The organism is Steroidobacter agaridevorans (genome assembly GCF_009932555.1).
Classification (GTDB): Bacteria; Pseudomonadota; Gammaproteobacteria; order Steroidobacterales; family Steroidobacteraceae; genus Steroidobacter; species Steroidobacter agaridevorans.
In genome coordinates this window covers 149646-170154 of sequence record NZ_BLJO01000002.1, presented here as the reverse complement: position 1 = coordinate 170154, position 20509 = coordinate 149646, and the positions used below count along the sequence as shown (strand labels likewise).

At 63.2% G+C, this 20509-nt stretch carries 12 protein-coding genes; 6 read left to right on the top strand and 6 right to left on the bottom strand.

Translation table 11 applies throughout. From position 1 onward, the window contains the following. Positions 1-249: 249 nt before the first annotated feature. The 4 genes from GYH35_RS07560 to GYH35_RS07545 all read left to right on the top strand — a co-directional run bounded on the left by GYH35_RS07560 (position 250) and on the right by GYH35_RS07545 (position 12649). On the top strand, positions 250-7017 hold the full coding sequence (locus GYH35_RS07560) for a HAMP domain-containing protein (RefSeq protein ID WP_161828388.1): 6768 nt from the start codon (positions 250-252) through the stop codon (positions 7015-7017). A 17-nt stretch (positions 7018-7034) separates the two neighbouring features. Further along, entirely contained in the window at positions 7035-8699 is a 1665-nt protein-coding gene (locus GYH35_RS07555; RefSeq protein ID WP_161815166.1) for an ATP-binding response regulator, read from the top strand. Positions 8700-8734: 35 nt separating this feature from the next. Continuing rightward, positions 8735-9385, top strand: a complete 651-nt coding sequence (locus GYH35_RS07550) for a sensor histidine kinase (protein ID WP_161815167.1) — start codon at positions 8735-8737, stop codon at positions 9383-9385. 177 nt (positions 9386-9562) lie between these two features. Next, positions 9563-12649: a TonB-dependent receptor gene (locus GYH35_RS07545; RefSeq protein ID WP_161828079.1), complete on the top strand. Its 3087-nt coding sequence runs from the start codon at positions 9563-9565 to the stop codon at positions 12647-12649. 18 nt (positions 12650-12667) lie between these two features. Here GYH35_RS07545 and GYH35_RS07540 read toward each other — a convergent pair whose 3' ends face one another. Genes GYH35_RS07540 through GYH35_RS07525 form a run of 4 tightly spaced genes read right to left on the bottom strand, consistent with a single transcriptional unit; the run spans position 12668 to position 17256 of the window. Beyond that, a complete protein-coding gene (locus tag GYH35_RS07540; RefSeq protein ID WP_161815169.1) occupies positions 12668-13048 on the bottom strand; it encodes a DUF488 domain-containing protein in 381 nt (126 codons plus the stop codon). After that, positions 13045-14802: an NADPH-dependent assimilatory sulfite reductase hemoprotein subunit gene (locus GYH35_RS07535; RefSeq protein WP_161828078.1), complete on the bottom strand. Its 1758-nt coding sequence runs from the start codon at positions 14800-14802 to the stop codon at positions 13045-13047. The genes GYH35_RS07540 and GYH35_RS07535 overlap by 4 nt, the downstream gene beginning before the upstream one ends. After that, entirely contained in the window at positions 14802-16607 is a 1806-nt protein-coding gene (locus tag GYH35_RS07530; RefSeq protein ID WP_161828077.1) for an assimilatory sulfite reductase (NADPH) flavoprotein subunit, read from the bottom strand. The genes GYH35_RS07535 and GYH35_RS07530 overlap by 1 nt, the downstream gene beginning before the upstream one ends. 16 nt (positions 16608-16623) lie before the next feature. Beyond that, on the bottom strand, positions 16624-17256 hold the full coding sequence (locus GYH35_RS07525; RefSeq protein WP_161815172.1) for a peroxiredoxin: 633 nt from the start codon (positions 17254-17256) through the stop codon (positions 16624-16626). Positions 17257-17448: 192 nt separating this feature from the next. Here GYH35_RS07525 and GYH35_RS07520 point away from each other — a divergent pair, with 192 nt between their 5' ends. Together GYH35_RS07520 and GYH35_RS07515 are read left to right on the top strand one after the other, a co-directional pair. Continuing rightward, positions 17449-17877 carry a MarR family winged helix-turn-helix transcriptional regulator gene (locus tag GYH35_RS07520; protein WP_161815173.1) on the top strand — a complete coding sequence of 143 codons (429 nt, stop codon included), beginning with the start codon at positions 17449-17451 and terminating at the stop codon, positions 17875-17877. A gap of 430 nt (positions 17878-18307) precedes the next feature. Next, positions 18308-19168, top strand: a complete 861-nt coding sequence (locus GYH35_RS07515; protein ID WP_161828076.1) for a LysR family transcriptional regulator — start codon at positions 18308-18310, stop codon at positions 19166-19168. Here the strand turns inward: GYH35_RS07515 and GYH35_RS07510 are convergent. Both GYH35_RS07510 and GYH35_RS07505 read right to left on the bottom strand, forming a co-directional pair. Continuing rightward, the gene (locus tag GYH35_RS07510; RefSeq protein WP_161815175.1) at positions 19165-19851 is read right to left on the bottom strand and encodes a superoxide dismutase; all 687 of its coding nucleotides are present in this window, start codon (positions 19849-19851) and stop codon (positions 19165-19167) included. The genes GYH35_RS07515 and GYH35_RS07510 overlap by 4 nt on opposite strands. Before the next feature lie 108 nt (positions 19852-19959). Continuing rightward, positions 19960-20481 (bottom strand): hypothetical protein, encoded by a 522-nt coding sequence (locus GYH35_RS07505; RefSeq protein ID WP_161815176.1) that lies wholly within the window; start codon positions 20479-20481, stop codon positions 19960-19962. Positions 20482-20509 lie beyond the last annotated feature (28 nt).

Genomic DNA, 20509 nt, shown 5'->3' with positions numbered 1-20509 from the left:
GTTTCTTTCATCGCCAGGAGTAACGGAAGTGTAAGGGTTGCACGTGTTGCGTCGAATGGATAGCTTCCCTCCCGCCTCCCGTAGCAACAACAACAGACGCTCGGTCAGCCTGCGCCGCCCCCATTCGGAGCTTTAATGCAAACCCCAGCGAGAGTCCGTCGTCGCATCGCCAAAGCGCCTGTGAAAAAAATACCTGCTGGGAAGGCGCTCGCCAAGCCCGTCCGCAAAAATGGCGCCTCCAAAGCGCCCATGCCGTTCGATTTGAAGAACCTGCTGCTCACGCTGCAGGCGGTGCGCGATGGCAACTTCTCGGTGCGCATTGCGGGCGACCACGAAGGCATCGAAGGCAAGATTGCCGAGACGCTGAATGACATCATCGCCGCGAATCAGCGCCTGTCCGAAGAGATGTCCCGGGCCGGTCAGCTGGTCGGCAAGGAAGGCCAGACGCGGCACCGCGTTGGCATCGATCGCCGCTCCGGCGCCTGGGGCGATATGGAAGGCTCGATCAATACACTGATCGACGACCTGCTCTGGCCGATTACCGAAGTCACTCGCACCATCACCGCGGTCGCCAAGGGCGATCTGTCGCAGACCGTGCGACTGGAAGTCGACGGCCGGCCGTTGAAAGGTGAATTCCTACGCTCGGCGACTATTGTTAACACGATGATCGAGCAGATGGGGCTGTTCACGTCCGAAGTGACGCGCGTGGCCCGCGAGGTCGGCACCGAAGGCAAGCTCGGCGGCCAGGCCTCGGTGCCCGGCGCCGCCGGCACCTGGAAAGACCTCACCGATAATGTGAATTCCATGGCCGGCAATCTGACCGGCCAGGTGCGAAACATCGCCGAGGTGGCGACCGCCATCGCGAGCGGCGACCTGTCTCGCAAGATCACTGCCAACGTCCGCGGCGAAATCCAACAGCTGAAAGAAGCCATCAATACGATGGTCGACCAGCTACGCTCGTTCGCCTCCGAAGTGACTCGCGTGGCGCGAGAAGTGGGCTCCGAAGGCAAGCTCGGCGGTCAGGCCGTGGTGCCCGGCGTCGCCGGCACCTGGAAAGATCTCACCGACTCGGTGAACTCCATGGCCGGCAATCTCACCGGCCAGGTGCGCAACATCGCCGAAGTCGCGACCGCGATCGCGCGAGGCGACCTGTCTCGCAAGATCACGGTGGACGTGAAAGGCGAAATCCTGCAGCTGAAAGAGACCATCAACACGATGGTCGACCAGTTGAACGGCTTCGCCGCCGAAGTGACGCGCGTGGCGCGCGAGGTCGGTACCGAAGGCAAGCTCGGCGGCCAGGCCGAAGTGAAAGACGTGTCGGGTGTGTGGAAGGATCTCACCGACAACGTGAACTCGATGGCCTCGAACTTGACCGGCCAGGTTCGAAACATTTCCGAAGTGACCATCGCCGTGGCGAACGGCGACTTGTCCCGCAAGATCACGGTCGACGTGCGCGGTGAAATCCTGCAGCTGAAGGAAGCCATCAACACGATGGTGGATCAGCTGCGCTCCTTCGCCTCTGAGGTAACCCGCGTCGCCCGAGAGGTGGGCTCCGAAGGCGAGCTCGGCGGCCAGGCCATCGTGCCGGGCGTCGCGGGCACCTGGAAAGACCTGACCGACTCGGTCAACGCCATGGCCAAGAATTTGACCGGTCAGGTTCGTAACATCGCCGAGGTGACCACCGCCGTGGCCCGCGGCGACTTGTCCCGCAAGATCACCGTGGACGTGAAAGGCGAGATTCTGGAGCTGAAGGAAACCATCAACACGATGGTGGACCAGTTGAACGGCTTCTCCGCCGAGGTGACACGCGTCGCGCGCGAAGTGGGCACCGAAGGCAAGCTCGGCGGTCAGGCCATCGTGCCCGGCATCTCAGGGGTGTGGAAGGATCTCACCGATAACGTGAACTCCATGGCCGGCAACCTGACCGGCCAGGTCCGAAACATCTCTGAAGTGACCATCGCCGTCGCGAACGGCGACTTGTCCCGCAAGATCACGGTCGACGTGCGCGGTGAGATTCTGCAGCTGAAGGAAGCCATCAACACGATGGTGGATCAGCTGCGCTCCTTCGCATCCGAAGTGACGCGCGTGGCCCGTGAAGTGGGCTCCGAAGGCAAGCTCGGCGGTCAGGCGCTCGTGCCAGGTGTCGCAGGCACGTGGAAAGACCTGACCGACTCGGTCAACGCCATGGCCACCAACCTCACCGGCCAGGTCCGAAACATCGCCGAGGTGACGACTGCCGTGGCGCGAGGCGACTTGTCTCGCAAGATCACGGTGGACGTGAAAGGCGAAATCCTGCAGCTGAAAGAAACCATCAACACGATGGTCGACCAGTTGAACGGCTTCGCCGCCGAAGTGACGCGCGTGGCGCGCGAGGTCGGCACCGAAGGCAAGCTCGGCGGTCAGGCTGAAGTGAAAGACGTGTCGGGTGTGTGGAAGGACCTCACCGACAACGTGAACTCGATGGCGTCCAACCTCACCGGCCAGGTGCGAAACATCGCCGACGTGGCGACCGCTATCGCAAGCGGCGACTTGTCCCGCAAGATCACAGTCGACGTGCGCGGCGAAATCCTGCAGCTGAAAGAAACCATCAACACGATGGTGGATCAGCTGCGCTCCTTCGCTTCCGAAGTGACGCGCGTGGCGCGAGAAGTGGGCTCCGAAGGCAAGCTCGGCGGTCAGGCCTACGTGCCCGGCGCCGGCGGTACGTGGAAGGACCTCACGGACAACGTGAACTCCATGGCCTCGAACCTCACCGGCCAGGTGCGAAACATCGCCGAGGTATCGACCGCCATCGCCCGCGGTGACTTGTCACGCAAGATCACGGTGGACGTGAAAGGCGAAATCCTGCAGCTGAAGGAAACCATCAACACGATGGTCGACCAGCTGAACGGCTTCTCCGCCGAGGTGACGCGCGTGGCGCGCGAAGTGGGCACCGAAGGCAAGCTCGGCGGTCAGGCCGAAGTGAAAGGCATCTCAGGCGTGTGGAAGGACCTCACCGATAACGTGAACTCCATGGCCGGCAACCTGACCGGCCAGGTCCGAAACATCGCCGAGGTCGCGACCGCCATCGCGAACGGCGACTTGTCGCGCAAGATCACCGCCGACGTGAAGGGCGAGATTCTGCAGCTGAAAGAAACCATCAACACGATGGTGGACCAGTTGAACGGCTTCGCCGCCGAGGTGACGCGCGTGGCGCGCGAGGTCGGCACCGAAGGCAAGCTCGGCGGTCAGGCCGAAGTGAAAGACGTGTCGGGTGTGTGGAAGGACCTCACCGATAACGTGAACTCGATGGCGTCCAACCTCACCGGCCAGGTGCGAAACATCGCCGAAGTGGCGACCGCCATCGCGCGCGGTGACTTGTCCCGCAAGATCACGGTGGACGTGCGCGGCGAAATCCTGCAGCTGAAAGAAACCATCAACACGATGGTGGATCAGTTGAACGGCTTCGCCGCCGAAGTGACGCGCGTGGCGCGCGAAGTCGGTACCGAAGGCAAGCTCGGCGGGCAGGCCATCGTGCCGGGCGTCGCAGGCACCTGGAAGGATCTCACGGACAACGTGAACTCCATGGCTTCGAACCTGACCGGTCAGGTCCGAAACATCGCCGAGGTCTCGACCGCCATCGCCCGCGGCGACTTGTCACGCAAGATCACCGTGGACGTGAAAGGCGAAATCCTGCAGCTGAAGGAAACCATCAACACGATGGTCGATCAGTTGAACTCCTTCGCCGCCGAAGTGACGCGCGTGGCGCGCGAAGTCGGCACCGAAGGCAAGCTCGGTGGTCAGGCGACCGTGCCCGGCGTGGCCGGCACCTGGAAAGATCTCACCGACAACGTCAACACCATGGCGAACAACCTCACGAACCAGGTGCGCGGTATCGTGAAGGTGGTGACGGCCGTTGCGAACGGCGATCTGCGTCAGCGTCTCACCGTGGAATCCAAGGGTGAAGTCGCAGCCCTCGCCGAAACCATCAACAGCATGACGACCACACTGGCCACTTTTGCTGATCAGGTCACCAGCGTGGCCCGCGAAGTGGGCGTCGAAGGCCGACTCGGCGGACAGGCCAACGTGCCAGGCGCTGCCGGCACGTGGAAAGATCTGACCGCGAACGTGAACCTGCTCGCCGCCAATCTCACGACGCAGGTGCGCGCCATCGCGGAAGTTGCGACCGCCGTGACCAGCGGCGACCTCACCCGCTCCATCCAAGTCGACGCGCGTGGCGAGGTGTCCGAGCTCAAGGACAACATCAACGCCATGATCGGCAACCTGCGCGAGACCACCGAGCGCAATACCGAACAGGACTGGCTGAAGACCAACCTCGCGAAGTTCAGCCGCATGATGCAAGGTCAACGCGACCTCGTGACCATGGGCGAGATGTTGCTCGCCGAGCTCGCCCCGCTGGTCGGCGCGCAGCAGGCGATCCTGTACATCACCGAGCAGGAAGAACAGCAGAAAGTGCTCAAGGAGTTCGCGACCTACGCCGATGCGAATCCGGGCGAGCGTCGGGTCTTCGCGCTGCGTGAAGGCCTGGTAGGCCAGGCGGCCGCCGACGGCCGGCGCATCCTGCTCGAAAACGTGCCGCTCGACTCCATCCACGTGCGCAGCGGCCTGCTCGCCGCGCGCGCCCGCAACGTCATCGCGCTGCCGATTCTGTACGAAGGCCAGGCGAAAGCGGTGATCGAGCTCGCCTCGTTGCATGAGTACACCGCCTCGCAGCTGGCGTTCCTCGAGCAGCTCGCCGGCAGTATCGGCGTCGTGCTCAACACCATCGAGGCGACGATGCGCACCGAGGGCCTGCTCAAACAATCGCAGGAGCTCGCGGGCGAGTTGCAGACTCAGCAGAAAGAGCTGCAGCAGACCAACGAGGAGCTCGCCAACAAGGCCATGCTGCTCGCCGAGCAGAACGCGGAAGTGGAGCGCAAGAACGAGGAAATCGAGCTCGCCCGGCGCGCGCTCGAAGAAAAGGCGACCGAGCTTGCGCTCACCTCGCGCTACAAGTCCGAGTTCCTGGCGAACATGTCGCACGAGCTGCGCACGCCGCTCAACAGCATCCTGATCCTGGGTCAGCAGCTGGCCGAGAACGCCGATTCGAATCTCTCGCCGCGTCAGATCGAGTTCGCCAAGACCATTCACGGCGCCGGCACCGACCTGCTCAACCTGATCAGCGACATCCTGGATTTGTCGAAGATCGAGTCGGGCACGGTGACGGTGGAGTCCGAGGACCTGTTGTTCTCGCATCTGCGCGAGACCATCGAGCGCAACTTCCGTCACGAAGCCGAAGCGCGCACCCTGCTCTTCAGCGCGGATTTCGACCCGGCGCTCGGCCGGCAGATCTCCACCGATCCCAAACGCCTGCTGCAGGTGTTGAAGAACCTGCTCTCGAACGCGTTCAAGTTCACCGCGCAAGGCAGCGTGATTCTACGAGTGCGTCCAGCGGCCTCGGGCTGGAGCTCCGATCACCCCGTGCTCAATCAGGTCGCGACCGTCGTGGCCTTCTCGGTGACCGATACCGGCATCGGCATCGCGCCCGAGAAACAAAGAATCATTTTCGAAGCGTTCCAGCAGGCCGATGCCGGCACCTCGCGCAAGTACGGCGGCACGGGCCTGGGCCTTGCCATCAGCCGCGAGCTTGCGCACCTGCTCGGTGGCGAGCTGCGCCTGGTGAGCGCGCCCGGTCAGGGCAGCACGTTTACGTTGTATCTGCCGCTGACCTTCGTGGGCTCGGCCTACCGTCAAGCGAAGGCGCAACCCGGCGCCAGCACGACGCAGAACGCACAGTTCCCGCCCCTGCCATTGCCGTTGCGCGCCGAGGAGTTGATCGACGATCGCAACGATCTGCAGTCCGGCGATCGCGTGCTGCTGATCATCGAAGACGATCCGCACTACGGCAAGGTGCTGCTCAACCTGGCGCGCGACAACGGCTTCAAGACGGTGGTTGCGAAGACCGGCGCCGATGGCCTCGCGATGGCGCGCAAGTACTCCCCGACGGCGATCTCGCTCGATGTGTTCCTGCCCGACATGCTCGGCTGGACGGTGCTCAATCAATTGAAACAAAGCCCGGCCACCCGGCACATCCCGGTGCAGATCCTCACCGTCGAAGAAGAGCGTCAGTACAGCCTGGAGCGCGGTGCGTACGCCTTCATGAACAAGCCTGCGACCACCGATGAGCTGGCGGGCGCCCTGCAAAGGATTCGTAACTTCGCGGCCGCGAATGTCCGCGAGCTGCTGGTGGTCGAGGACGATCCGGCCGAACAGCTCAGTATCGCCGAGCTGATCGGCTTCGACGATGTGACCATCACGGCGGTCGGCAGCGGCCAGGAAGCGCTGCAGGCCATGCGCACCAAGCCGTTCGATTGCGTGGTGCTCGACCTGCGCCTGCCCGATGTTTCAGGGTTCGAGCTATTGGCCGAGATTCAGAACGACGCCAGACTGCGGGATACCCCGATCGTGGTATTCACGGGCCGCGACCTGTCGCCGGCCGAGGAACAGGAGCTGCGCACCAAGGCCAAGAGCATCGTGCTGAAGGGTGTGCGCTCGCCGGAGCGGCTGCTCGATGAGACGGCGCTGTTCCTGCATCGCGTGGTGACCAATCTGCCGCCGGCCAAGCAAAAGATGATCGAAGCGCTGCATGAGGGCGATGAGCCGCTGCACGGGCGCAAGGTGCTGGTGGTGGACGATGACGTCCGTAACATTTTCGCCTTGAACAGCGTGCTGGAACGCCGCGGCATGCAGGTGATCAACGCCAGTAACGGCATGGACGCCATCAAGCTAGTGGAATCTACCGACGACCTGTCGTTGGTTCTGATGGACGTAATGATGCCGGAGATGGACGGCTACGAGACCATGCGACGGATTCGCGAAAACGCCCGGTTCCGGCTGCTGCCCATCATCGCCTTGACCGCCAAGGCCATGAAGGGCGACCGCGAAAAATGCCTGGAAGCGGGTGCATCTGACTATGTTGCGAAACCCGTCGATACAGCGCAGTTGCTGTCTCTGGTAAGAATGTGGCTGCAGCCGTAACTGGTCCCCCGAGCACCGTGAACGCCCCGCCTTTCAACGAGCGAGTCAACATCCTGCTGGTCGACGACCAGCCGAGTCGCTTGCTCTCCTATGAGTCGGTCCTGGCCGACCTGGGGCAGAACCTGATCAGCGCCCGCTCCGGCGAGGAGGCCCTGCAGCGGCTGCTCGAGGATGACTTCGCGGTCATCCTGCTGGATGTGAGCATGCCGGGCATGGATGGCTTCGAGACCGCGGCCATGATCCACGATCATCCGCGCTTCGAGAGCATCCCCATCATCTTCGTCACCGGCGTGCACGACTCCGAGTTCGATGCCTTGAAAGGCTATCGATTGGGCGCGGTGGACTACGTATCGATTCCCATCGTGCCTGAGATCCTGCGCAGCAAGGTCTCGGTGCTGGTCGAGCTGTACATGCAGCGCCGGGAGCTGCAGCGGCTCAACAAGAGCCTCGCCGAGGCCAACACCACGCTGCAGGCCGAGAAGGCCCAGGAGCTCGAGCGCGTCAATCGCAACCTGGAACAAGCCAACGCCGCCCTGCGCGATGCCGACCGTCATAAGGATGAGTTCATCGCGATCCTGGCGCACGAACTGCGCAATCCCCTCGCCCCGATCCGGGCCGCGGTGGATGTGATGTCGCTCATGCCCCTCGATCATCCGCAACTGCGCTGGGCTCGCGAAGTCATCGATCGCCAGACGACGCATCTGAGCCGCCTGGTCGATGACCTGCTCGATGTGTCGCGCATCTCTCGCGGCACGATCAAGCTCAACAAGGAACTGCTGACGCTGCGGACCATCCTCGATCGCTCGGTCGAGGCGGCGCAGCCCATCATCTCGGCGCACCATCACGAGCTGCAGATCGAATGTCCGGCCGAACTGGCGACCGTCGAAGGCGATCCGACGCGCCTGGTCCAGATCCTGAGCAACCTGCTCAACAACGCGGCGAAATACATGCAGGCCAGCGGCACCATCCTGCTTCGGGCCAGCGTCGACAATGAGCATGCGGTGTTCTCAGTGAAGGACTCCGGCATCGGCCTCACTTCCGAAGCGCTGCCGAAGCTGTTCAATCTGTTCTCGCGCGTGCACGAGGATGAAGGTCATCTGCCGAGCGGCTTGGGCATCGGCCTGGCACTCGTGCGTCAGCTCGTCGAGCTGCACGGGGGCACAGTCAACGCCACGAGCCCCGGCCCGAATCGCGGCAGCGAATTCACCGTTCGCCTGCCCCTGTCCTCGAGCGTCGCCCCGGTAGTTGCCCTCGATGAGATCGCTTCTGCAACGGGTCGAGCGCAGCCGCTGCGCGTGCTGGTCGCCGACGACAATGCGGATGCATTGGAGAGCCTCGCATTGCTACTGGAAGTCTGTGGCCATGAAGTGCGCAAGGCCTCCGACGGCCAGGAGACCCTGCAGGCCGTGACGGCCTGGCGCCCCGATGTGGCGCTGCTCGACATCGGCATGCCCATCCTCGATGGCTATGAAGTCGCCCGGCGCATCCGCGGCGAGCCCTGGGGCACGCAATTGTTTCTGGTCGCGGTCAGCGGCTGGGGCCAGAGCGAGGATCGTCAGCGCGCCACCGATGCCGGCTTCGACCTGCACTTCAGAAAACCCATCGGCCTGCCGATCCTGGAAGGGATTCTGGAAAAAGCGCAGCGACTGAATGCCGAAACGGTCGTAAAGTCCGACACCTGAGTTGTTCTCGCCAAGGTCGGCGCAAAATTTACACAGTGAACGATATCTCTTTGCTGGAGGACGCGCTGCGCGCGTATCTCAACCGTCGCTGCCGTCGCGCTTACGCGCATGACCTGCGCAATGGGCTGCAGGGCATTTTCGGCGGCGTCGATGCGCTGACCCGCGCGGCCCGCTCGACGACGAGCGGCAAGCCGCTCACCGTGCCGCTCGAGCAACTGACGAACTTCGTCCAACAAGCGATCACCAATCACGAGCGTGGCTTGGAACGGGCGCTCGAGCACATTGCCCCCGAGCAGCACGAGCCCGCGCCGATCTCCTGCCGGGAGCTGCTCATCGAGCTCGCACGCTTTCTCACCAACGATGCGGCTCGCAACAACGTGCGCATCCGCCAGGATTTCCAGGACGATCTCAAAACCACGACGGTGCTCGCGCGGCTGCGTTTGATCGGCCTCGCGCTGCTGACCGACAGCATCGATGCGCTCGCAGGCGGCGGTGAGATTCGGATATCCGGACGCACCATCGACGGCCGCGTTCAGTTCGAGATCATCGATACACGCACTCAGCCGCGGCCCGTGTCATTCGTAAGCGATGCGATCGAACGCCTGGTCGCGGAGCTGTCGGGCCGCATCGAAAGCAAACAAAACGAAACGGGCGGGCTCGCGGTGCGGGTCGAGTTGCCGGCCTGATTTTCAGCACGGCTCACCGCCGTGCAATTTCGACATTTGTATGAGCGTTGACGGGATCGCTTGACGGGTGCTAACTACGCGCCTGGGTTTTGTTAGCGCTCTCAGTGTTGAGGACGCAATCATTGCCCGATGTCGGGGGATTTCTCGCATCGGCACCGACGTCTTGGGGGAACTTGTATGAAGCAGTTCATCGCCCGCCCTCGCTCGACCGGCACGATCGCCGCAACCCTGCTCGCCGCCGGCGTCTCGACGGCCTCGGCGCAGCAGGCGCCACCTCAGGAACAGACGCAATCTCAGGAACTGGAAGAAGTGGTCGTCACCGGCTTCCGGCAGAGCCTGCAAGACTCCACCGAAGCCAAGCGCGACTCGGTCGGCTTCGTCGATGCGATCTTTGCCGAGGACATCGGCAAGTTTCCGGACACCAATATCGCCGAATCTTTCCAACGCATTCCGGGCATCCAGATCAGCCGGGAAATCAGCGGTGAAGGCACCACCGTCGCCATCCGCGGCCTGAACACCAACTTCACGCGCGTGCTGTTGAACAACGCGCCGGTCGCGGTCGCCACCGCTCCGCAAGAAGGCTCGGGCGCGAACCGCGAAGTGCCGCTCGACATGTTTCCGCCGGAGCTGTTTTCCAAGCTCGAGGTGTTCAAGACACCGACCGCGAACATGGTCGAAGGCGGCGCGGCCGGCACGATCAACATGCGCATGGCGCGGCCCTTCGACACCGAAGGCCCGCATCTCACCTATTCCCTCCAGGGCACCGACAACAGCAACGCGGACGATCTGGGCGGTCGCGCCGCGTTGATCGCGAGCAACACCTGGGATCGGTTTGGCGTGCTGGCCGGCGTCACCGCCGTGCGCAACCAGGTCGCGACCACAGGTTTCGAATCGGTGGGCTGGGCGAACCTGGCGCTGACGCCCGAGCAGTGCGGCACCTCGCCCTGTAACACGACGCAAGGCAACGGTCCTGGCACCGCGCCTACCGTTCCGACCAATGCGAGCACTATCGCCGCGGGCCTCGCTCCGGGCACGCCGATCAATCAAGCGTTCCTGTTGGCGAACAATCCAGGCCGCACCATCCGGCAAATCGACAACGCGGTGATTCCGCGACTGGGCCGCACGATGTTCGAAGAAGGCGACCGCGATCGTTACAACGCGGTCGTGAGCATGGAATTTCGCGCCAGTGAGAACATGCAGTTCTTCCTCGATTCGATGTATGGCAAGCAGGAGAGCGACTTCCATCGACAGGCGACGGCGTGGGCCATCCGCGCGGGCAGTCAGGGCGGTCGGCCGATCCCGACGCAGTTGCAGGTCGATCGTGAGAACTGCGACAACGGCTGTGTCGCGACGTCAGGCGTGTTCCCGAACTCACAATTCATGCTGGAGTTCCGGCCCTACATCGAGGACTCGGAATTCTGGGGCACCAATCCCGGCATGACCTGGCAGATCGCGGAGAAGTGGAATCTCGACGTGCAGGGCAATTACACCAAGAGCAAATTTTCCCGCCAGGCCTCGACCGCGCTGTTCATCTCCGACACCACCACCGTCAATTTCGACAATCCCGGCGGCGATACACCGACCATCACCTCGAGCGTGGATCTGAACGATCCCAACAGCTGGCAGTGGCTCGTCACCGATCGCGGCGGCACGGACGTGGGTCGTGTCAACCTGCAAGATGAGAAGCGCGAAACCGAAACGACGGGCGCTCGCTTCGCGCTGACTTGGGGCGACACCCAGTTCAGCATCAGCGGCGGCGCCGCTTACGATGAGGTGTCGCGCGATATCCGTCCCTTCGCCGCCGATGCGCAATGGCAGGCGCAGGTCTGCGGCGGGAATCCGGGAAACTTCCAGGTCAACCCGAATGGCCAGCCTGGATGCCGTGGCGAGACCGCTGGCGAGATCGCGCCGATCCTCGCGACGCCGGGACAAACGACGTATCCGGCCTATGCCGGACCGTACGGCGGTTCATTGGTCCCGAATGCAGCGGTCCCCGGATTTCTGCACCCTTCCCGATACGGAGTCGCAACGGTCGACTGGGATGCCCTGCGTCGCGCGTCGAACTACGATGCGACTCGGGCAGCAGCGCCCGAAGCCGGCTCCACGCCCTCGACGGCGAATTGGGGCTCGATCGAGGAAGACGTCACCGCGGTCTTCGCGCAGGTCAATGGCGATATGGATATCGGCGAGCAGCGCCTGCGATACAACGTCGGCGTGCGCTACGTCGAGACCGATCAGTTGGTCACCTCTCGCCTCACCTTCCCCAATCCGGCCAACACGCCGGCAACCCCCGACGGTCAAAGGCAAGCCGATCTCGTCAACATCGTGCCGCGCGATTCGACTTATGAGAACTGGCTGCCTTCGGCGAACGTGTCGTTCAATCTGACGGACAAAGCCATCGTGCGCGCAGGCCTGTCGAAGACGATGACGCGCGCGAACCCCACCGACATGTTGCTGGGACTGTCGATTCGTAACGCCGATGTTTCTCAGGTCGATTTGGGCAATCCGGAGTTGAAGCCTTACGTCTCGGACAACGTCGATCTGGGCTTCGAGTACTACACCAGCGATGAAGGCTACTTTGGCGCAGCCGCCTTCCGCAAAGGCATCGACGGCTTCACGCAACGCCAGTCGCAGTTCATTCCGTTCTCCGACCTCGCGCAGTACGGTGTGACCCTCGACACGCTTGCTCAACAACAGCGCGACGCGGTCGAGGGGCGTGGCGGTAACAGCGCGATCGTCGAGCTGCGCCAGACGGTCAATGCCAGCGGTCGATTGACGATCAATGGCCTGGAGTTCAACTGGGTGCAGCCGCTGGGTGTCCTGGTGGGCGCGCTCGACGGCCTGGGCTTCGCCGCGAACTACACCATCATCGATCAAAAAGGCGAAGGCGCGGCGCCGGCCATTGCGATCGGTGTGCCGCCCGAGAGCTACAACGCGACGATCTACTACGACAAACACGGCATCAGCGCGCGCATCTCGGTCACGCACAGCCAGGGCTCACAGAGCAGCGGCCCCAACAGCAATCAGTCGGGCGTGGTGGGCGCCGAGCTGTTCGGCGACGATTACACTCAGTATGACTTCTCTTCGAGCTTCGACTTCACCGAACTGTTCGGCTGGCCGGAACTGGTGCCGCAGCTCACGCTCGACGTGGTCAATATTGATGAAGAACCCCGCCGCTCTTATCAGCAGTTCGCGAATGCGCCGTACAGCTATTTCGAGTCCGGCCGCGTCGTGATGGTGGGCCTGCGCGGACGCTTCGACTAGACGAAAGTTATATGTGCATCAGTGCGGTCTGTGCAATCTGCTCGCAAGATAGTCGCGCAAGACCACGGCGCTGTTGTGCTCGACGTCCTGTGCGCTGTACAGCAGCGTCACGGTGCCTTCGTTGGCGGCATCGAGAACCGGCTGCCAGGCCGCTGGATTGCTGTTGAGCTCCGCCTCGTAGCGGCGGCGAAATTCCGGCCAGCGGAGCGTCTTGTGACCGAACCACTGGCGTAGTGCAGTGCTGGGCGCGAGGTCCTTGGGCCAGGCATCCATTTCGAGATCCGCTTTCCTGATGCCTCGAGGCCAGAGTCGTTCGACCAGGAATCGGCGGCCGTCGGCGCGTGAGGCGGGCTCGTAAACTCTCTTGATGAGAATCGCGTGCGCCGCCCGCTTGCTCATGGCCAGGCGCTCCCGGCTACGCCGGGTGGCTGCGTAAGTTGAAATCGCCGCCCGTCGAGCATCAACGGCACCACGCCCGTGCGGACCAGAAAATCGCCGAAGCACTCTCCCGCCAACCGCTCGCTTGCGTAGGCAGCCAGCAAGGGCCGAAGCGTGCCCAGGATCTGTTGCTCGCCGATGTTCTCGCGATGGAGCGCATTCAATCGCTCGCCTCGCACCGTACCACCGAGATAGAGATTGTATTTTCCGGGCGCTTTGCCGACGAGACCGATCGCGGCCAGGAACGGTCTCGAGCACCCGTTGGGGCAGCCGCTCATACGGATGGTGATGGGCGTGGCCGCAAGACCGAGCTCGTTCACGATGACATCGAGCTTACCCAGCAACGATGGCAGATAGCGCTCGCTTTCGGCCATCGCAAGTCCGCACGTCGGCAAGGCGACGCATGCCATGGCGTTGCGCTCCAACGCTATTGGATCTGCAATCCCGTGCAATCCACCCGCTCGAAGCAAATCGTCGATGCGCGCACGATCGGCCTCCGCAACCCCGGCGAGCGCCACATTCTGATTGGTCGTCAGCGCGAACGTCACCGGCACTTGCCGGGCGATCTCTCGCAACGTGCTCATGAGCGGCGCTCCAGGTGCGTCCGCAATGCGCCCGTTGCGAATGAACAGCGTGCCGTGCCATCGACCATCCTCGCCCTGGCGCCAGCCATACTGATCGCCATTGCTTTCGAACTGGAAATCGCGCGCCGGTAAGAGCGGCTTGCCGAGACGACGCGCCAGTTCCTCCTTGAACCATTCGACGCCACGATCTTCGATCGTGTACTTGAAGCGAGCATGCGCGCGATCGAGTCGATCGCCGAAGTCCCGCTGAATGCACATCGTGTGCTCGGCGACCTCGCCGATGTCGGCCGCGTCGCAGAACCCTGCAGCTGAGCTGAGCCTCGGGAATGTCGCGGGCACCTTGTGCGTCATGCCCATGCCGCCGCCAACCAGTACGTTGTAACCAACGATGATGCCCTGCTCGACGATGGCGACGAATCCGAGATCGTGCGCGTAGATATCGACGTCGTTGCACGGTGGGACCGCGATCGCAATCTTGAATTTGCGCGGCAGGTAGGTGGGTCCGTAGAGCGGCTCCTCATTCTCGGGCGGCGCCTGCTGCGCACGTTCCTGCAACAGCACTTCGCGATAGGCGCCGGTACGCGGCATCAAACGCTCGCTCAATTTCTTCGCGGTCAGAGTCGCCTGCGCATGGGCCTGGGAGAACAACGGATTGGCCGTGCAGATGACGTTGCGATTGTCATCGCCACAAGCGGCGATCGTGTCGAGCCCCGCCGCCACGAGCCCTTGAAGATGCCGCGAGAGGTTGTGCTTGAGCACGCCGTGAAATTGAAACGTCTGGCGGGTGGTCAAACGCAGCTCGCCATTGGCGGTGGCGCGAGCTTGAGCATCGAGCGCCAGCCACTGTTCGGCCGTACATATGCCACCGGGCAGGCGCACGCGGACCATGAACTGATAGAGCGGTTCGAGGCGCGACACGCGACGCTCTTCGCGCAGGTCCCGATCGTCCTGCTGATAGACGCCGAAGAACTTGGTGAGCAATGCGTCGTCGGCCGCGATGCTCGCACTGACCGGATCCGCGAGGCTGTGCTCGAGCGTGCCTCGCAGATATCGACTGCGCAGCTTGAGCTGCTCGTTGGAATGCAATTGTTCGACTGGCGTCGACAGATCGTTCTTATGCACCGCGTCCATCAGTAAACATCCCTTTGATAGCGACGCTCGCGCTGCAGATTCAACATGAACTCCTCCACCTGCTCCTCGCCCAGCCCGCCATGGCGGGCCACCACCTGGCGGATCGCCGCGTCCACGTCCGGCGCCATCTGCTGAGCGTCGCCGCAAACATAAACATACGCCCCTTCTCGCAACCATTCGTAAAAGGTCGCACCGTGCTCTCGTATCCGATGCTGGACATACAGCTTCTCGTCGCCATCGCGCGAGAAGGCCACATCGAGACGATGCAAGGCGCCGCGCTTGCGCCAGTCCAGCCATTCGGTCTGGTAGAGAAAATCGTTGCGCAACGTCCGGTCCCCAAACAGCAGCCAGCTCTTGCCGCGAGCACCGAGCGCCTCGCGCTCGGCGACGAACGAGCGAAACGGCGCGACGCCGGTGCCAGGACCGATCATCACGATCGGCGCACTGGGATCCGAGGGCAAACGAAACGCCGGATTGCGATGCGGATAAACAGCGATGCGAGCGTGTGCATCCGTGGCACTCGCGAGCGCCGTCGACACCACGCCGCCATGCACGCGGCCTCGCGATTCGTAAGTCACGATACGCACCGTGAGATGAACCTCATCGGGCGTTGCGTGCGGGCTGGAGGCGATCGAGTACAGACGGGGCGCGAGCGGCCGAAGAATCTTCACCAACTGCTCAGGCCCGATGCCCTGTGGCGGATATTCGCGTACCAGCTCCAGCAGGTCATAGCCGCGCAGCGCGGTCTCGAGCTGCTGCTCCGTGGATGCCTGCAAAAAGCTCGACAAGGCCCCATGTGCCGTCAGCTCCGCATACCGCTCGAGCACGCGACGATTCAGCGGCCCGATATCGAGCTGATCGGTCAGCGCTGCTCGCAGGGACAGGCTCGCCCCGCCGATCTCGACCGCGGACTCGGGATCGAACGGCAGACGCTCGAACAAGGCATCGACGTGCGCCTCCTGATTGCGAGGCACGACGCCGAGCGCGTCGCCAGGCTCGTAGTGAATGCCCGAGCCCTCGAGCGACAGCTCGATGTGACGAACGTCCTTGCTCGAAGCTCTCGCCGTCAGACGGATGTTTGCAAGGACCGGCGCCTGCCAGGGGTTCTTCCTCGTGTAGGCGGTTGCGATGGTCGCGCTTGGACGCGCGAGGACGGCGGGTTGCGCGCCTTCGCTGTGCGCAGCAGCCAGCGATGAGACGACCTTCTCGATCCAGCGATTCGCGCTCTCCTGAAAATCCACATCGCACTCGATGCGCTCATGCAGGCGCTGCGCGCCCAGGCTCTCGAGCTGCGCATCGAAGCGGCGGCCGACCTCACAGAATCGCTCGTAGCTGGAATCACCGAGCGCGAGCACCGAGTACTTCAGATTCGCAAGCTTCGGCGCCTTGCGGCCGTGCAAGAGATCGTACAGCGGACGGGCGCGATCGGGCGGATCGCCTTCGCCATGCGTGCTGACGATCACGAGCAGGTGTCGCGCCTGCTCCAGGTCGGCCTTGCGGCAGTCGAGCATGTCGAGCATGACCCGGCTCACGCCCACACCGGCGAGCGCCTCATCCAAACGTTTCGCGAGCGCCTCGCAGTTGCCGCTCTGCGAGCCGAACAGAATCGTCGCGGTCGGTGCGACGTTCGATGCGGCGGCGGTCGCGACACCGCCGCCCAGCTGTATTGATCCGAGCAGATAGCCGCTCAACCAGGCGCGCTGGCCCGAATCCAGTCGGCCGACCAGGCGCCGGACTTCTTCGGCCAGCGACGGCTCGAATGGAAATGCCTCGGCCGGCGGCCGTGCGATCGCGGACTCGCTCATGATGGGCTGCGCGGTCCTAGGCAGGTTGCTTCGTCACACGCAGATACGGACGCTGCTCCTCCCATCCATCGGGGAACAGTTTGCGGGCCTCCTCGTTCGAGAGCGAGGGCGCGATGATGACCTTCTCGCCGGGCCGCCAGTTCACCGGGGTCGCCACCTTGTGCTTGTCCGTCAGCTGCAGCGAATCGATGACACGCAGGATCTCATCGAAGTTGCGGCCGGTGCTGGCCGGATACGTGATCATGGCGCGCACTTTCTTCGCCGGATCGATGATGAACACCGAGCGCACCGTGAAGGTGGTGTCCGCCTTCGGATGCAACATGCCATACAGATTGGCGACTGTGCGGTCGGCATCCCCGATGATCGGGAACATCGGTCGCGCACCCTGGGTCGCCTGGATGTCATCCGCCCAGCGCTCGTGATCGCCGATCGAATCTACCGACAGGCCGATTACCCGGACGCCGCGCTTCTCGAACTCCGGCCGCAGCCGCTCGGTATAGCCGAGCTCGGTGGTGCACACCGGCGTGAAATCCTTCGGATGCGAAAACAGCACGCTCCAGCGCGGCCCGATCCATTCGTGGAAGCGGATGCGCCCCACGGTCGTGTGGGCCTCGAAGTCCGGAGCGATGTCGCCAATCTGCAAAGCCATTGATGTCCTCCCATACGGGCTGCCGCCCACGCCAAGTGCGCCGACAGCATAACCCCTCACAACGTGATACATTTCTATCGATTGGTTTTGAGACCATTCGGATTGAGCATGAGCGCCGACCGGGGCCTGCCGCTGGAGCGCGGCGGCGGACACTGCTACCTTTGCCGCTGATTTCGACTACGAGAGCACGGCATGGCAACCAATAGCGGCGGTCCCATCGGCAAGCGCCAGTACGAGGCGCTCGCGACCTTTCGCTATCAGCTGCGTCTGTACCTGCGGCACAGCGAGGAGATGACCCGTCGGCACGGGATCACCCCGCTGCAGTATCAGTTGCTCTTGCACGTCAAAGGCTTTCCCGGGCGGGAGCATGCCTCCGTGACCGAGCTCGCCGAGCGCCTGCAGGCCAAGCATCACGGCGTCGTCGCGCTGGTGACCCGATCCGAAGCTGCGGGGCTCGTCAAGCGTAAAGTCAGTGAGGATGACCGTCGCCTGGTTCACATCTACCTGACGGCGAAAGGAGAGCAGAAGCTCGCGCGCCTCGCCGATCTGCATCGTCACGAGCTGTTGCAACTGCAGGGGCGTTTCTTCGTGCCGGACGCGGAGACGTTGCAGGGGAAATGAAGGCCGCGGAAGCGGCGTCGCACCTATCGAACATTTCGATTGCAGCCACGAAAATTCATCGCTTGTGCATGAGCCACGCGCGCTCTAGCGTGTGAGACAGCGCTTCTCGACTCGGTCCCCCGGCTGATGCTCGATGAGCGGCTGGAGAACCGACATGAATGCACAGGTGCAACGCCATCCTGCCGAACTCGACGACTCGATCCCCCGATCCTCCGCGCGGCCCGCAACCGCTGCACGCCCTCGTGTGCAGTCATCTCCACCCGCCGCGGAGGATCGACCTACTCCACCCAAACATGCTCAGCGGGTCGATCCGCTGTGGATGATCACAGCGGCGGCGGCGCTATTGTTTGTTTTTCTGCTGGCCGCGATGTCGTTCGACTGAAGGCAGGTCAATTGACAAGCCTGCGGTATCCAGCGACATTCGCTCGCGATGGATACCGAGCTTGCCCGTACTTTCCTGGTCGTCGTTGCAGCGGGCAGTTTCGTCGACGCCGCTCAGAAACTGCACATCACGCAATCCACCGTCAGCGCCCGCATTCAACGCCTGGAAGAGCTGCTGGGCGCGGAGCTCTTCACGCGCAATAAATCCGGCACGACGCTCACGCCCGCTGGCCAACAGTTCCAGCGGCACGCCGCCTCGCTTACCCGAATCGTCGAGCAGGCCCGCCAGGAAATCGGCGTGGTGAGCGGCTTTCGCGCGACGATCAACATCGGCGGACGCATCGGCCTGTGGGAAGATCTGCTGCTGCGCTGGATCCCCTCATTCGCGGCGGCCGCGCCGGACGTGGCGGTTCGCGCGATCGTCGGCTTCGAGGAAGATCTGATGCAGGGAATGATCGAGGGCCGCATCGACGCCGCAGTGATGTACACGCCGCAGGCGCGTCCGGGATTGAAGGTCGAACTGCTGCTCGAGGAGCAGCTCGTCATGGTGTCCACCCGCCGCAACGCTGCGAGCGTGCCCGAATCGGACTATATCTACGTGGACTGGGGCGCCGAGTTCTTCGGTCATCACAGCCTCGCCTTCCCCAATTTCTCGGGCGCTCGCCTCGCAGCGAACGTGGGCTGGCTCGGATTGCAGCACCTGCTTGCGGCCGGCGGCACCGGCTACTTTCCGATCCGCTTGATTCGTGAGTCGGAAGCTCGGGGCGCGCTACATCGAGTCGAGCACACGCCAGAGTTTCGAATCCAGGCGTATCTGTGCTTTTCGAACAAGATCGAATCCACCGCTCTCGAGCTTGCGCTGGCGACAATCCGTCGAGCCGCGCGCGAGGCGGATCTCGCTCGCCATTAGCGCGTTCCGCCAGCTCGAATGGGAATATTAGAGGCTGCGGCGCAGGCAGCCGTGTTCCAGCGGGTGCGCCGCCCTGCTCTGCGCTCGCGCGCAGCCGCCAGGTTGTCGTTCGCGAATGTCCAGTTCACCAGATGCGTGATGAATGCATTCACGTAATCCGCACGACGGTGTCGGTAATCGAGATAGTACGCGTGCTCCCAAACATCGACGGCCAACAGTGGCGTGCTCGCGGCCACGAGCCAGGTGTTCACATTGGGCGTCGCCACGATTCTCAAGCCCTCGCCTTCGAGCACGAGCCAGATCCAACCACTGCCCACATGTGCCGCCGCCATCCCGATGAACTGCTCTCGAAACGCGCTCTGGCTGCCGAAGCTTGCCGCGATCAACTCCGCGATCGGCCCGGTCGCCTCTCCGCCGCCGGCCGCAGCCATGCACGACCAATAGAAGGAATGATTCCAGGCCTCCGAGACGGCGTTGAAGAGGATGGGCTTGGCCATTTCATGACTCGCCTGCACGATCGTTTCGATCGATGCGGTCTCGAGCGGGGTGCGATCGATGAGCGCGCGTGTGCGCTCCACGCAGGCGACGTGATGACTGCCGTAGTGCGCGGCCAGCGTGCGGCGGGAAATATGCGGTTCGAGCCCATCCATGGGATACGGCAACGAAGGCACGATGACGTTCATGAACTACCCAGCTGAAAGGCGACTCAAGCTAGGATAGATTCATGGGGGCGCCTGACAAGCGAAGAATATTCGCCTCTGCAATCGCAATTATCGATGACCTTGCGCCGATCAGGCGGCGATGCCCGCCGGCGGCGGATCGTCGAGTTGCTCGTAGTGGCTCAGCCACATCACCAATCGGCCTTTGCCGCCGGTCATCTCCGCGAAGCGGTCCGGATAGCCGAGCAGAACGGCAAGCGGCGCGCTCGCACGCACGATGCCGAATCTACGGTTCACTTCGGCATCCATGATCGCCGCACGGCGCAGCCTGAGATCCTCCCGGATGCGCTCAAAGCACGTCGGCGGGCACAACACGCGCAACCCCATGATGGGTTGCTCGATGCGATCTCCGAGACGATAGCGAACCGTGGGCGGGCCAATGCGCACCATCTCGCCGTACAAGTCCGTGAGCCGCCGCACGGGCCGCTCCAACGCCATCTCGGTCTCAGCCGCGATCATCAAACCGCGTGCATCCGGCACGTATGAAGCGGCCGAATCGTTGGGCAGCAGCGGCAGCGCCTTCTGAGCGAACTCAAACTGGAACCGCTCGCCTCGATGCGAGCAGCAGGTCTCGATGGGATGATCTGGCAGCACGGAATCTTTTGTACAGCGTCCGTGGCGC